The 14,055-nt window shown below is 31.4% G+C and carries 14 protein-coding genes; 8 read left to right on the top strand and 6 right to left on the bottom strand.

The features are described from left to right. The first annotated feature begins 166 nt into the window (after positions 1-166). The 7 genes from Q0807_RS12180 (at position 167) to speD (ending at position 7,651) form a co-directional block, all read left to right on the top strand. Positions 167-574: a hypothetical protein gene (locus Q0807_RS12180; protein ID WP_299110283.1), complete on the top strand. Its 408-nt coding sequence runs from the start codon at positions 167-169 to the stop codon at positions 572-574. Continuing rightward, positions 571-1,425 carry a hypothetical protein gene (locus Q0807_RS12175; protein ID WP_299110281.1) on the top strand — a complete coding sequence of 285 codons (855 nt, stop codon included), beginning with the start codon at positions 571-573 and terminating at the stop codon, positions 1,423-1,425. The genes Q0807_RS12180 and Q0807_RS12175 overlap by 4 nt, the downstream gene beginning before the upstream one ends. Positions 1,426-1,670: 245 nt before the next feature. Next, a complete protein-coding gene (locus Q0807_RS12170; RefSeq protein WP_299110279.1) occupies positions 1,671-4,082 on the top strand; it encodes a glycoside hydrolase family 31 protein in 2,412 nt (803 codons plus the stop codon). 95 nt (positions 4,083-4,177) lie between these two features. Continuing rightward, positions 4,178-5,005 (top strand): M48 family metallopeptidase, encoded by an 828-nt coding sequence (locus tag Q0807_RS12165; protein ID WP_299110277.1) that lies wholly within the window; start codon positions 4,178-4,180, stop codon positions 5,003-5,005. Between the two features lie 141 nt (positions 5,006-5,146). Continuing rightward, on the top strand, positions 5,147-6,541 hold the full coding sequence (locus Q0807_RS12160) for an MFS transporter (protein WP_299110276.1): 1,395 nt from the start codon (positions 5,147-5,149) through the stop codon (positions 6,539-6,541). A gap of 166 nt (positions 6,542-6,707) precedes the next feature. Further along, positions 6,708-7,250 (top strand): hypothetical protein, encoded by a 543-nt coding sequence (locus Q0807_RS12155; RefSeq protein ID WP_299110275.1) that lies wholly within the window; start codon positions 6,708-6,710, stop codon positions 7,248-7,250. A 26-nt stretch (positions 7,251-7,276) separates the two neighbouring features. After that, the gene (gene speD, locus Q0807_RS12150; RefSeq protein WP_299110273.1) at positions 7,277-7,651 is read left to right on the top strand and encodes an adenosylmethionine decarboxylase; all 375 of its coding nucleotides are present in this window, start codon (positions 7,277-7,279) and stop codon (positions 7,649-7,651) included. Positions 7,652-7,659: 8 nt separating this feature from the next. Here the strand turns inward: speD and Q0807_RS12145 are convergent, their stop codons facing one another. The 3 genes from Q0807_RS12145 to Q0807_RS12135 all read right to left on the bottom strand — a co-directional run bounded on the left by Q0807_RS12145 (position 7,660) and on the right by Q0807_RS12135 (position 10,013). Then, complete coding sequence (locus tag Q0807_RS12145; RefSeq protein ID WP_299110271.1) at positions 7,660-8,208, bottom strand: HNH endonuclease; 549 nt, start codon at positions 8,206-8,208, stop codon at positions 7,660-7,662. A 100-nt stretch (positions 8,209-8,308) separates the two neighbouring features. Beyond that, positions 8,309-9,490: a glutathionylspermidine synthase family protein gene (locus tag Q0807_RS12140; RefSeq protein ID WP_299110269.1), complete on the bottom strand. Its 1,182-nt coding sequence runs from the start codon at positions 9,488-9,490 to the stop codon at positions 8,309-8,311. Further along, positions 9,453-10,013: a hypothetical protein gene (locus Q0807_RS12135; protein WP_299110268.1), complete on the bottom strand. Its 561-nt coding sequence runs from the start codon at positions 10,011-10,013 to the stop codon at positions 9,453-9,455. The genes Q0807_RS12140 and Q0807_RS12135 overlap by 38 nt, the downstream gene beginning before the upstream one ends. 41 nt (positions 10,014-10,054) lie before the next feature. On the opposite strand from Q0807_RS12135, the gene Q0807_RS12130 reads away from it, so the two are divergent. Beyond that, a complete protein-coding gene (locus tag Q0807_RS12130; RefSeq protein ID WP_299110266.1) occupies positions 10,055-11,581 on the top strand; it encodes a polyamine aminopropyltransferase in 1,527 nt (508 codons plus the stop codon). Positions 11,582-11,663: 82 nt separating this feature from the next. Here the strand turns inward: Q0807_RS12130 and Q0807_RS12125 are convergent, their stop codons facing one another. The 3 genes from Q0807_RS12125 to Q0807_RS12115 are packed head-to-tail and all read right to left on the bottom strand — an operon-like array spanning position 11,664 to position 14,055. After that, complete coding sequence (locus Q0807_RS12125; RefSeq protein ID WP_299110263.1) at positions 11,664-12,389, bottom strand: head GIN domain-containing protein; 726 nt, start codon at positions 12,387-12,389, stop codon at positions 11,664-11,666. Between the two features lie 36 nt (positions 12,390-12,425). Further along, positions 12,426-13,514: a hypothetical protein gene (locus tag Q0807_RS12120; protein WP_299110261.1), complete on the bottom strand. Its 1,089-nt coding sequence runs from the start codon at positions 13,512-13,514 to the stop codon at positions 12,426-12,428. Next, on the bottom strand, positions 13,492-14,055 hold the full coding sequence (locus Q0807_RS12115) for a hypothetical protein (protein WP_299110259.1): 564 nt from the start codon (positions 14,053-14,055) through the stop codon (positions 13,492-13,494). The genes Q0807_RS12120 and Q0807_RS12115 overlap by 23 nt, the downstream gene beginning before the upstream one ends.

Below are 14,055 nucleotides of genomic sequence, written 5' to 3'. Positions count from 1 at the left end.
TAGTTTTATGTATTAAGACCTTTCTCGTTTATAACCAGAAAGGTCTTTTTTATGAAATTTAGTTTAGCAGATAAGGTATATTAATTTATAAGTTTCCTTGTAAAAAGATGTTTTGTTAAGTTTACAAAACTTTCATTTTCATCACGCTTGTGAATCATTTTTAAAAATGACTAAGACAACAAAAGAATTTTTATTAAAATATGGCATTCCTAGCCTTGCAATTATTGTTGTGGTTATTCAATTATTTTTGGTCAATACAAAGGAGCTTAGTAGATGGAAAGGTGGAGGATATGGTATGTACACAGAGATTCATTATTTCTATAATCAAATTTATATTCCTGGTATGTCTGTTGATTCTTTAGTGAAGGATAACTCCGAAATGAAGTTTACTTTAGGGCATTTAATGGTAATGCCAAATGAAACAAATCTTAAAAAAGCTGCTGAATTAGTGCTGAAAACTTCAAAAAAAGATAGTATAGATGTGCAAATATGGAAGCCTATAGTTAATTCAGAAAATGGAATTTATACAAGAGTTTTAGCAGGTGAGATTCATTTAAATAAATCAGGTTTGTGAAATATTGGTCAGACATACAAATTAAGTTAAAAGACCAAGTCTATTTAGGAAAGCTAATGCTGCTGTTAATGCTCTTAGCTTATCTTTTTATCTTAGGAGAAAATCAAATATTTTGGAAAATACCTGTAATTTCTGTTGGGTTAATAACATGGTTATTATTTAGAAATAAAACAAAACATCCTATTGTTTGGATTATGGTTTTTCTTCTTCTTTTAATTGATCTTTTTTATTCTTATTACTGGGTAGCCAATCATCATTTTATGTTGATTTTTATGGTGCTTTCAGTAATTCTTTATTCTTATCATAACCAACAACGTATTTTTATAAAAAATATTCAAATACTGGCTGTTATTGTTGTACTAGCGTCAGTTGTTCACAAGGTATCATCAAGTCAATTTATTAATGGTGATTTTTATTATCACGCTTTAAATCTTGGTGCATTGTTTAAGTATTTCTTTAGATTTTTTCCAGACAGTGTAGAGCTAGCAAACAGTAATACAGAAAGTTTAAAACTTTTACATGGAACTGACCCTAATTTAGGTGAGAGTATCATTTTAAAAAATGTTTTTCCAAAGCTTAGAGTTATAAGCGTTATGCTTGTTTGGCTTACAATTATAGTAGAATTTATAGTTGCCATGGCAATATTACTGAAGCCGAAAAATAAATGGACACATCTTATTTTTATAGCTATGATTATTGGAGTTCTTTGTACAAGGCTCGAAACCGGCTTTATGTCATTACTTGCTATATCTGGTCTTATTCTATGTAGCAATAGGAAGTTAAGTATGCTTTATATTTTAATTATTTTAGGTTGTATTGCCTTAATTATAACTAAAATAGGGTACCATTAATTCTAAAATAATCATCGTTATTACTTTTTGTCAAAAGCGTTTAGCATCAGCGTATTACTATTTTAGTCTATTGTGTGCTTAGATTTTACGAATACAACCAAAAAAAGCTTGTAAATTAGTAGAATCGTAAAAAGTAAACCCGAAAACGTTATTGTTAGCAACAATTCTCATTATCCTTTGAGAACCCTTTCAATTGTTGGATTTTTTCCGTTTTTTTGTGTTTGATTTTGACAAAAGATTGACCTATGATTGTAAATACAGAATTAGAGAATAAAGGAAATTTATTTCCTTCAAATATAATAGACTTTAAAAAAGATGTTGATAAGCTTTATTTTACAGCTGCAAACGATGTTATTTTAGAGTTAACGGTTGTTAGAGATAGCTTATTACGTTTTAGATATACTACAGTTGGAAATTTTGATAATGATTTTTCATACGCAATAACTAAATATGCAAGTATTGGTTATAACAAATTAGAGATTGAAGATAAGAAAGAATATTTCGAGATTACAACTTCAAAATTACGTTGCGAGATTTCTAAAGATGATATGAGAGTTTCTATTTACGATGCTAAAGACGGCACATTAATTAACCAAGATGAAAGCGGATTTCATTGGGAGGAAAGTTATGAGTTTGGTGGTAATATTGTAAAAATGAGTAAAGCCTCTAATGATGGCGAAAGTTATTATGGTCTTGGTGATAAGCCAAATCATTTAAACTTAAAAGGTAAGCGTTATAGTAATTGGGCAACTGATTCTTACGCCTATGGTAAGGATACTGATCCATTATATAAAGCTATTCCTTTTTACACAGGTTTACATCATGGAAAAGCTTATGGTATTTTCTTTGATAACACGTTTATGTCATCATTCGATTTTGCACAAGAACGCAGAAATGTTACAAGTTTTTGGGCACAAGGTGGTGAAATGAATTATTATTTTTTCTACGGTCCAAAAATGAACGATGTTGTAGAGAGCTATACAGATTTAACAGGAAAACCACACCATTTGCCACCACTTTGGGCATTAGGTTTTCACCAATGTAAATGGAGTTATTATCCAGAAGCTAAGGTGAAAGAAATCACTTCAACATTTAGAAAACTTCAAATTCCTTGTGATGCTATTTATTTAGATATCGATTATATGGAAGGTTTCCGTTGTTTCACTTGGAATAAAGAATATTTTCCGGATCCAAAACGAATGGTAAAGGAATTATTAGATGATGGTTTTAAAACTGTTGCTATTATTGATCCAGGAATTAAAATTGATAAAGAGTATTCTGTTTTTAAAGAAGCCTTAGAGAAAGATTACTTCTGTAAACGTGCAGATGGTGATTACATGAAAGGAAAAGTTTGGCCTGGAGAATGTTATTTTCCAGATTATACAAATCCTGAAGTTAGAGATTGGTGGTCAGGTTTATTTAAAGAACTGATTGAAGATATTGGAGTAAAAGGGGTGTGGAATGACATGAATGAGCCTGCCGTAATGGAAGTGCCAAATAAAACATTCCCAGATGATGTTCGTCATGATTATGACGGAAACCCATGTAGTCATAGAAAAGCGCATAATATTTATGGGATGCAAATGGCTAGAGCAACCTATCAAGGTTTAAAGAAATATTCATATCCAAAGCGTCCATTTGTAATTACACGTTCGGCTTATTCAGGTACGCAACGTTATACGTCTACTTGGACAGGAGATAATGTAGCAACTTGGGAGCATTTATGGATTGCTAACATGCAAGCACAGCGTATGGCAATGTCTGGTTTCTCTTTTGCTGGTAGTGATATTGGAGGATTTGCAGAGCAGCCACAAGGCGAATTATTTACACGTTGGATTCAATTAGGAATTTTTCATCCGTTTTTTAGAGTGCACTCTTCTGGTGATCATGGTGATCAAGAGCCTTGGGCTTTCGATGAAGATGTGACTGATATTGTTAGAAAATTTATTGAAATACGTTACCAGTTGTTACCGTATTTATACACTGCATTCTGGAATTATGTTGATCACGGAACACCAATATTGAAATCTTTAGTGTTGTTTGATCAAGATGATGTACAAACGCATTATAGAACTGATGAGTTTATATTTGGAGAGCAAATTTTAGCTTGTCCTGTGTTAGAACCAAATGCTAAAGGAAGACGTATGTACGTTCCTAAAGGAAAGTGGTATAATTACTGGACTGATAAAGTTGTAAAAGGAGGAAAAGAAATGTGGGTTGATGCAGATATAGATAGCATGCCTATCTTCGTTAAAGAAGGTGCAATTATTCCAAAATATCCTATTCAACAATATGTTGGTGAAAAGGAAATTACAGAAATTACTTTAGATGTTTATTATAAAGAAGGTAAGGAAGCAAGTGAATTATTTAGCGATGCTAACGATGGTTTCGATTATACAAAAGGACGCTATAGTTTAAGGAATTTTTCACTTAGAGGAAAGGCTAATGAGTTGATCATTAATCAATACAAGGAAGGAAAATTTGTAACGCCTTATGAGACGTTCAATATTAAATTTCATGGCTTACCATTTGATGTTGTAGAAGTTCAATTAGATAATGAAAAATTAGATTTAGAAAGTCTAAAAGTGAATGGTGTAACTTCAATTGTGGTACATAAGAATTTTTCTGAATTGCATATAAAAGGAATTGATGCATAGTTGTCATTGGTTTTAGTGACCAATGAACTAATTTTGTGTCTTACAAGTACAAATTCATTTTTGTATTTTAGTAATTCTAAATAAAACTATTTAATATGAAATATAGTAAAGTAATATTAGGCCTTTTAATTGTGGCAGTTGTTTATGCATGTGCAACAAATCCTTTTACAGGTAAAAAGACTATGGCTTTTGTAGGAAACGATCAATTGTTTCCATCTGCTTTTGCACAATATAATCAAGTAAAATCTGAGAGTAAAATAATAACTGGTACATCTGATGCCGAAATGATTACGAGAGTAGGTCAGCGAATTGCTGCAGCTGCAGAACGTTGGTTAGTAGCCAATGGAAACCATGGTTATTTAGATGATTATAAATGGGAGTATACACTAATAGAGTCTGATCAAGTAAATGCTTGGTGTATGCCAGGAGGGAAAATTGCTTTTTATACAGGTATTTTACCAATTGCAGCAAATGAGACAGGTGTTGCAGCTATTATGGGTCACGAAGTAGTGCATGCATTAGCAAATCACGGTCAGCAACGTATGAGTGCTGCATATTTACAACAAGGTTTAGCTGTGGCAGGTAATGTTGCATTAGCTAACGACCAACAAGCGTTAGGTATTTTTAATCAATCTTTTGGTGTTGTATCTAATGTTGCAGGTATGCTGCCTTTTAGTAGAGGTCATGAGACTGAAGCAGATAAAGTTGGTTTAATTATTATGGCAATAGCTGGTTATAATCCAGATGAAGCTGCAGAACTTTGGAAACGTATGAAAGCTAATAGTGGAGGAGAAGCACCACCTGAGTTTTTAAGTACACACCCAAGTAATGATACAAGAATTAAAAATTTACAAGATTTAGCGCCTAAAGCGAAAGAAGAAGCTAAAAAGTTTGGGGTAACATCATTTAGACCAATAAACTAATAGATTCATAATATTTGATTATTTTAGAAGCTGCTCAATTTGAGCAGCTTTTTTTATGCTATATTGCATAAAATGATGTAGTTTTTAAATTTAAAAACTACATCATTTGACGTATTAACAAGACCTAACTGACTATAATATATGAATCAATTAAAAAAAGGAAGTAAAAAACTCCTTAACGCATGGGCCTTTTATGATTGGGCAAATTCTGTTTATACTTTAACCATAGCGTCATCAATATTTCCTATATTTTATTCTGCATTGTTTTTAGGTCAAATTGAAAAAACAGTTCCTGCATTCGGAATGGTTTTTAAGAGCACTGCTTTAATTACTTATGTTACAGCCTTTACGTTTTTAATCGTTGCCTTTACGTCACCCATTTTATCGGGTATTGCCGATTATGTTGGTAATAAAAAGAATTTTATGAAATTCTTTTGTTACGTTGGTAGTGCAGGTTGTATTGGTCTTTATTGGTTCAATATAGACAGTATACATATTAGTCTATTGTTTTATTTTATGGGTTTAATAGGATATTGGGGAAGTTTGGTATTTTATAATTCCTACTTACCAGATATCGCTTATCCTGAACAACAAGATAGCATAAGTGCAAAGGGTTTTAGCATGGGATATTTTGGAAGCGTAATATTGCTATTATTAAACTTAGGCATGGTGATGATGCCGGAATTGTTTGGTTTTGATATTAGTATTTCACAAACAATATTAGAAAATGGAACAAAAAAAGAAATAGCAGAAGCACTACGAGAGGCAAAGAATACTGCGTCTTTTGAAGCTATGAGGATTTCATTTATAACTGTTGGTTTATGGTGGATTCTGTTTAGTCAATATACATTTTATGTTCTTCCAGCAGGTGTTTCTAAAGGCCATAAAGTAACCAAAGATGTTGTATTTAATGGTTTGAGAGAATTAAAACAAGTTTGGTTTCAGCTAAAACAAAATTTACGTTTAAAACGATACTTAGTTGCGTTTTTTGTATTTAGCATGGCAGTACAAACTATAATGTTGGTGGCTGTTTATTTTGGAGAAGAGGAGATTGCTTGGGGAAGTTCTGATGCTAAAACCCAAGGTTTAATTGTTAGTATTCTTGTTATTCAATTAGTTGCTATTCTTGGTGCTTTTTTAACCTCTCGTGCATCTTCCAAATTTGGAAATATAAAAACATTAATTGCTATTAATTTCTTTTGGATGCTACTTTGCTTTTACGCTTTTTTTATGAAAACTCCAGAGCAATTTTACATTGCCGCAGGTTTTGTTGGCTTAGTTATGGGAGGTGTTCAGTCTTTAGCGCGTTCTACCTATTCTAAATTTTTGCCTGAGACTGAAGATACAACTTCATATTTCAGTTTCTATGATGTAGCGGAAAAAATAGGCATCGTTATAGGAATGGTCATTTTTGCCACAATTGATCAAGTTACAGGTAGTATGAGAAACGCTATTTTGTTTTTAGTTATCTTTTTTATAGCGGGAATTGTGCTATTGTTTAGAGTACCCAAATCCAATGTGCAAAATAAAGTATAGATTAACTTTTTAAGAAAAATTAATGCCCAAATTTAACATGCTTCCTGATATATTAGAACGAACAACTTATGTTTATCTAAAAATGTAAATTTTTAAATTACCAATACAATCAAACTTAATAACTCACAATTATTCTTATATTGCGTTTAACTAATATTATTTTTCGATGAAAAAGCTTTTTATACTTTCCATTTTATCTGCAGTTTTCTTTACGTCTTGTAGCAATAATGTAGACTTAGCAATTGACAATCCTACTGATTTTTCTCTAGAAGTTGTTGTAGATACGCTTAGAGTTGTTGTACCGCCTAAAGAAGTTGTTTGGGTAGAAATGGGTAAAGGAGAGCATCAACTAACATTAGAGAATGATAGCATTATAAAATTTAATTTTACTTCTGATGTATATATGGTTAATCCTTCGCTATCAGAATATTTATTAGCAGATGAATATTATGGACCAGAATTATACCAAGATAGTTATGCAGCCGCATTAACGAATAAAGAGGTTACATTTTTAGGAATTCCTATGGAAGGTAATTATGATGTTGTTAGAGATGTAATTAATGAAGTTACCTGGGATTATGGACCTCGAGAATCTTTGCCAGAAATGGTAGAAGTAGATTCTGATGAGTCTTATACTAGTTTAGTAAAAGCATATGATCCTCAAGAATTCATGGCTTTAATGATGAGCTCATACTCTGGTGAAGAGTAATAATTAGTTCCAATAATCTATCTATATTGAAAACTTCGTTAGGCACACACATCACTTGGGATGTATACAACTGTAATGCAGAATCACTTTCTTTTATTCCAAAAGTAAAAGAGGTTTTAAATACTATAGTAGAAGAGTTACAACTTTCTAAAGTAAACGAATCATTTAAACAATTTGAGCCAATTGGTGTTACCGGTTTTATCTTATTAGAAGAGAGCCATGTAAGCATTCACTCTTGGCCAGAACATCAATTTGCGGCCGTAGATATTTTTTCATGTAAACCTTTTGATGCAGAAAAAATTCAGAAATTATTAATGTCTTCTTTTAGTTCAGATAAGGTTATAATTAAGCAAATTGAAAGGGGAGAAGCTATAAATGTTATCTCTCCAGATTTAATTTAAAATAGATTTTACTCCTCAACAGATTTCCAGTTTTCTCCAGATTTTATTCTGTAAAGTTGCATTGTAGAAATACCAAATTGTTTCGCTATCATTTTCATTCTTGTTCTACGATTTGGGTCGTTTATTTTTCTTTTAATAAGCTTAACCTTAGTTTCCGTAAGTTTTGTGTTAGATGGTTTTTTACGAACTATTTTCTTAAATTCAGGATTACTAAACTGATGGGTTTCCTTTTCTTTTTTTGTAGCCCATTTTAAGTTATCTACATGATTATCTGTTTTATCATAATTAAGATGAATTACACAAACACCATCATTTTTTTCTAGAAAATGCTCTGCAACAAGCTTATGGACATATCTGCTTGTCATATTTCCATTCTTTTTTTGTTTAACAGGTAGGTTTTGATAACCGTTTATATAGTATTTTTTAACGAGAGTTTCTTCGCCTGTTTTACAATTTATTAAACGTCCGAAATTTGAAACCTTAAACTTCTCGTCCTCAGAAATATTGTCATCAAATACAATAGTTTTCCATTCTTCATTCCAGTAATCTCTTATCATTATTCGCTTCAGTTAGTTATATGCAAAGTTACAATAATTATTTTTCGACGAAATTTGGAGGTATTTCTATTAAAAAAATAAGGTGAAAATTCGTAAAGTATTAAATAATGAAATGGGACATAAATTCACAATCATCGGTAAGAATCATGGAGTCTTGTGCTCTTAAATTTATAGCTGAAGCTCTGGTAGTAAAGAACATACCAATTTGGTAATAATACTTTTCCATATCTTGATTTAAAGGGTAGTATTTCTGAAAAATCATGTCCTGATTTCCAAAATCACCTTTAGATTCTTGCCTCGCTTTTGTATTAGTTTGTACGGCAATGTTTTCGCCTAATCTGCCATAGACAGGTTTTTTAACGTATTCACCTAAACGTGCTTCTTGTTGCAGATAGGTTTCCGCTAAAATGTTATTAGGGAAATTTTGAGTTATATAGGCTAAGAATTTTTTATTTTGCCAAATAGCTGTGTATGGCGGATTTAAAACCACCACTTTGTCATTACATATTAAGTCAGATAGTGTTCTTGCGAGTTCTGGTTCGTCATTAAACATCCAATCCCAAGGCACCATTTTAAATAGTACATCAATTTCTTCAAACTCACCTCCAATTTCATAAAAAACACCTTCATCAGAAAATGTAACATGTTCTAAATCTGAATACATAGGTTTAAAACCAGCTTGGTAAGCGATATCTATAATACAATTAACATTTTCTACATCTTCTATATAACCAAAAGACGTTCCTAAAAACGTAGGATTAGGTTTATTTAGTGTACTTTTTAATAAAGATAGTGATGATTTAATATCATCATTAAGTAAATTGAAACTTTGCGGATTACCTTTTAATTCTGTCAACTGAAGTGGTTGCCATAAAAGGGTTTCTGGAATTGTACTACAGGTATCTGCGTTGAATTCTATTATTTTTCCATAATCTGATTTCAGTCCACCATTAATATCAAACCTTCCATAAAGAAAGGGGTGTTTGGTTTTATTTTTCCAGCTATGAATAATACATTTTTGAAAAGAAAGAGGAATACCTAATTCACTTAATTTATCATCAGCAATGATTTTATCTGTAGCTCTCTGAAACAAATAGAAAGCTTCATCAGAAATACGACGTAATTGTTCAATTTCAGAACGATAAATACCAAGTAATTCTTCAGAAAAATAATCTTCTCCTAAAAACCAATGTAAACGATTGGGTACGTGTTTCTTTTTAAGGCGTTTAATTTCCTTAAAACGACTATCCTCCAAAAGATCTGAACGACTTTCCACTCCCATATCCTTTAGATGATGAACCAGGTACACTCACACGACGCGATGTAGCCGAACTTTTTAAATCACTTTTTAGTCCTGTTGACTTATTGTAAGCAGAAGCATTTTTGTAGTTACTCTGTTTTGGAGAAACATTATTCATGTTTCTATTAAAATAAGAGCTTGCTAAAGAGTAATATAAAATTCCTCTTAAACCAGAGTGACGGTAAGATGAAGATTTATCTTCTTTCAACTTTCTTAAAGATAAAGTATCAACTGTACCTTCTAACGTATGTACAATTGCAATAGATTTTTCTTTATCATCAATAATACGCTCATCAATAATTTTGTAATCTTCTCCTGGCTCAATTTCTTCAACTTCAGTAATTACACCTTTAGTAGATTCGTAAACCGTTTCTTCTTGTGCATCTTTAATTCTTGGGCTTCCGTCTTCTTCACCACAACTCTGTAAAGTTAAGGCAGCAGCAACGGCAGCTATTAAAGTTATTTTTTTAGTTAAAGCAAGACCTGTTATAAAATTTTTCTTCATCTTTGAGCAGTTATATATACTTCAAACATAGTTAAATTTTTATGAAAAAAAAAGCCATAATACCTTTTGCTGTATTTATTGCAGGATTATGTTCTATTATCTATGAATTACTGATTAGTACTACTGCGACTTATTTTCTGGGCGATGGAGTAAGACAGTTTTCTATAATTATTGGTGTTTACCTGTTTTCAATGGGTATTGGAGCGTTTTTAACAAAGTTTCTTAAACACAAGCCTCTTGTCTTTTTCATTAATGTGGAATACCTTTTAGGTTTTATTGGTGGGATTTCTGTGCCGCTTTTATACATGCTTTTTGTGTATGTTTCTCCTACAGTTTTACAGATTAGTTGTTTGGGTATAATATTCGTAATTGGTTTGCTTACAGGTATGGAAGTACCTTTATTAACTTTTGCTTTAGAGGACAGTAATATAAAGAATAATTTGTCTAATATTTTGTCTCTAGATTACATTGGTGGATTGATAGCTACACTGATTTTTCCTTTTATTATTCTACCTTTTGTTGGTTTGTATTACTCCTCTCTAATTTTTGGGATTGTTAATATTTTATTAGGAATTGCATTAAATTATACGATTTTAAAAGACAAAAAACGAAACAGTATTTACGGTTTTCTTGTGATTGCAGTTTTATTAGTTTTAGTTGTTTTTGGAGGAAGATTCCTAGAGGTTTGGGATCAGAAGATTTACAAACGTCCTATTGTGTTGAATGAGCAAACACCATATCAAAAAATTGTAATGACTAAGAATAGTGATGATGTAAGGTTGTATCTTAATCGTGTGATTCAATTTTCGTCTTCTGATGAATATCGTTATCACGAATCTTTAGTGCATATTCCTTTAGCGATGCATCCAAACCCTAAACGTGTTTTGATTCTTGGAGGTGGAGAAAATTTAGCGAGTAGAGAAGTCCTTAAAAACAAAAAAGTACAACATATTGATGTGGTAGATATTGATAGCACAATGTTTCATCTCGCTAAAGAAAATCGTTATTTAAAAGAGATAAACCAAGATGCAGCTTTAAATAATAAAGTAAATTTAATACCAGAAGATGCTTTTACCTTTCTGTTTAATAATGATGATCAGTATGATATTATTATTGCAGATTTACCAGACCCAACCAACCAAGCTATTGCGAGGCTATATAGCAAACAATTTTTTTTAATGGCCAAACGAAACTTAAAAAAGGATGGAGTTTTTGTAACACAGTCTGGAGAGATATACTTTTCTAATACCGTTTTTAGCTGTATCAATAATACCTTAGAATCTGTTTTTGAAACCGTAGAACCATACCATACTTACATTCCTTCTTTTGGAGATTGGGGATTTATTATAGCCAAACACGGAAGTAATAATACAGTTATAAACCCTGAAGCTTTACCTAAGGATTTAAAGTATTTAAATCCAAACCAAGTAGAGCAATCCTTTGTGTTTCCTTTAGATATAACAATTGCAGAAACAAAGTTAAATACCTTAGATAATCCTATTATACTAAATTACTTTTTGGATGATTGGGGAAAATGGAAGGCTGATTTTGAATCTGGAACTAAATAAATATATTTTTTAAAGTCAATTTTTAGTAAAAAAAAAGGACAAGCAAAGCTCATCCTTTTTAACATTCAATAGATTATCAGTCTTAATTATTAACACTTCCAGAACCTGTAATCTTAGTATCCTTATTAGTTGGTTTACCTGAATAATTTACATCACCAGAACCCACAATTCTTACCGTTAGTTCGCCATCACAAACTACATTTGCACCTCCAGAACCAGTTATTTTCACGGTTACATTAGTACTTTCTAAAGCATTGCCTTCAAAATCTCCAGAACCTGCAATTTTCACAGTTAAATTTTTAGTAGAACCGTCTAACTTAATATCACCTGAACCAGCAATATTACTTTCTGTAGTGTCTGCATCTATATTTAACTCTATGTCTCCAGAACCTGCTAATGAAGCTTTAAACGTGTCAGATTTTATAGTGCCACTGTTTTCAATATCTCCTGAGCCAGACAATGAAACAGAACTAATAGATTCATAAGGCACAGTGATTACAATAGTTCCACTTGGTTTTAAATTGTACCCTTCTTTTACTTTAACAACCAGTTTATTGTTTTTTACTTCTGTTATAATGTATTCCATTAGGTTAGCATCACTTTTTATTGAGATGTTTCCTTCTTTACCACTTACGAGCTTAAAGTCGATTGGTCCAGCAGCTTTTAGGCCATCATAGTCTCCTGTGGTTCTTTTTGTCGTAATAACATCGCCATCACCTTTAATTTTTTTCCATTTTCCCCATTGCGCATGAGATAAACTGGCACTTAAAAGAATAGCGATAACTGTAATTGATTTTAATAGTTTCATGATTGTTTGATTTTTAATTGATGATTCATTCTTTTTTTAATTCTTCTTAAATGATACACTTCCATATTCAGAGTCTATCTTAACTAAGTTCCCTGAATCCTTTACGCCATAATAACCGTTGTACTTTTTGTCAGTGATGTCAACTTCTTTATTTGTGAAATTAAAACCGTCTGACTCTCTTAAGGATGCGAATTCTAAATCAATATCAAAATTGAAATTATAATTAGCATCATGTCCTATTGTAATTCCTGTAAAATCTGCAACGATATTAATGTTTCCAGCTTTTGAAGCCATATGGTCAATTTTTACAGAGCCGTAGTTGGCATTTAATTTTACGTTTTTAAATACATTACCTAATCTTAAGGTGAGATAATCTCCTTTACCTTCAAAATTATTTATATTATCTACTTTTAGTGAGCCATAATCACAATTGTATTCTACATGTTCTGCAACTTCTACAATAGATTTTGTGTAATCTGCTTTTATAAATAAATTCTTGGTTTTCGCTACTGTAAATCCGCTGTAATCCGCTGTTATTTTTCCACCTTTTATGTATTCAAAATAACAATTAGAGCTATAGTCAAATCTTATGTCATTATTGTCAGCCATGAGTTCTTTTGTGGTTATTTTGCCATAATCACAGCTAAGTTTAGCAACACCATTTAAACGGTCTAAATTTATAGAACCATAATCTTGACTTAAGTCTACATTGCCAGAAATAGGCATTTTTATGACATAATTGACTTCTATTTGAAGGCTCATGTTTTTTCCCCAATTCCACCAACTACTTTTATTTTTACTGATATGTGTAATAGCAGATACCAAATCGTTACTAGATGAGAATTCTATATTGATGCCATCAATTTTCTCCTGAACTTTCTCAGCATTGTTACCCGTTACTTTAATAAGTATATCAAAGTCAATTCGGTTTTCTTCCCAAGTAATAACATCAACATTCCCGAAGCTGTTATCTACTTTTAATGTCGCATTAGATGATACATTAAATGTTTTTTTTATGCTTCGCTCTTTAGAAGATTTTATAAGGTCTTCACCTGTATTTGCTAATACAATACTCGGTAGGAGTAAAAGCAAAAAAGCGATTCTATATTGTATTTTTAGGTTCATTTGTATTTGTTTTAAGTTCTTTAATTGTTTCAATTTGTTCTAAAACAGTATTTAAAATGTCAATTCTATTCTGAAAGTTTGAAATCATAGCGTAAATAACACGTTGGTTTTTTCCACTTTCAGTTAAATCTGTTTTTAATTTTTTATAATCTTTTTCTAAAAGTTGAATTTGTACTAAAGCATCTGTGATAATTTGCTCTGTTAATGGTGAACGTTCTTTGTTTAGTTTCTTTAATTCGTTTTCAATAGTAACCGTAAAAAAGTCTTGTGTTTCTGACATTTCTGGTGATACACTTGCTAAATCTAAATCTTCAGGCTCATTTTGTAGCGTTGTAAACAGACCTAAGCAAATGATTATAGAAGCTGCAATCGCTAAAAATGGTTTCCAGTTAAAACGCGATATTTTTTTAACTTCGGTTGAAGCTATTTCGTTCGATTTTAACTTGTCTAAAAATCGTTGTTCATGATTGTTTTGAGGTGTTTCAATATCAAATTGATTTTTCAAATCATCAAATAAACTATTTAAATTATTTTTTTCCAT

The organism is uncultured Winogradskyella sp. (assembly GCF_947495255.1).
GTDB lineage: Bacteria > Bacteroidota > Bacteroidia > Flavobacteriales > Flavobacteriaceae > Winogradskyella.
Note: the sequence above shows the minus strand (reverse complement) of the source record. Positions and strands in the feature narration are given on the sequence as shown.

Excerpts from the sequence above, each read along its gene's own strand:
- Q0807_RS12180 (WP_299110283.1), top strand. The coding sequence starts at position 167 with ATGACTAAGACAACAAAAGAATTTTTATTAAAATATGGCATTCCTAGC.
- Q0807_RS12170 (WP_299110279.1), top strand. The coding sequence starts at position 1,671 with ATGATTGTAAATACAGAATTAGAGAATAAAGGAAATTTATTTCCTTCA.
- Q0807_RS12165 (WP_299110277.1), top strand. The coding sequence starts at position 4,178 with ATGAAATATAGTAAAGTAATATTAGGCCTTTTAATTGTGGCAGTTGTT.
- Q0807_RS12160 (WP_299110276.1), top strand. The coding sequence starts at position 5,147 with ATGAATCAATTAAAAAAAGGAAGTAAAAAACTCCTTAACGCATGGGCC.
- Q0807_RS12155 (WP_299110275.1), top strand. The coding sequence starts at position 6,708 with ATGAAAAAGCTTTTTATACTTTCCATTTTATCTGCAGTTTTCTTTACG.
- Q0807_RS12145 (WP_299110271.1), bottom strand. The coding sequence starts at position 8,208 with ATGATAAGAGATTACTGGAATGAAGAATGGAAAACTATTGTATTTGAT.
- Q0807_RS12140 (WP_299110269.1), bottom strand. The coding sequence starts at position 9,490 with ATGGGAGTGGAAAGTCGTTCAGATCTTTTGGAGGATAGTCGTTTTAAG.
- Q0807_RS12135 (WP_299110268.1), bottom strand. The coding sequence starts at position 10,013 with ATGAAGAAAAATTTTATAACAGGTCTTGCTTTAACTAAAAAAATAACT.
- Q0807_RS12130 (WP_299110266.1), top strand. The coding sequence starts at position 10,055 with ATGAAAAAAAAAGCCATAATACCTTTTGCTGTATTTATTGCAGGATTA.
- Q0807_RS12125 (WP_299110263.1), bottom strand. The coding sequence starts at position 12,389 with ATGAAACTATTAAAATCAATTACAGTTATCGCTATTCTTTTAAGTGCC.
- Q0807_RS12120 (WP_299110261.1), bottom strand. The coding sequence starts at position 13,514 with ATGAACCTAAAAATACAATATAGAATCGCTTTTTTGCTTTTACTCCTA.
- Q0807_RS12115 (WP_299110259.1), bottom strand. The coding sequence starts at position 14,055 with ATGGAAAAAAATAATTTAAATAGTTTATTTGATGATTTGAAAAATCAA.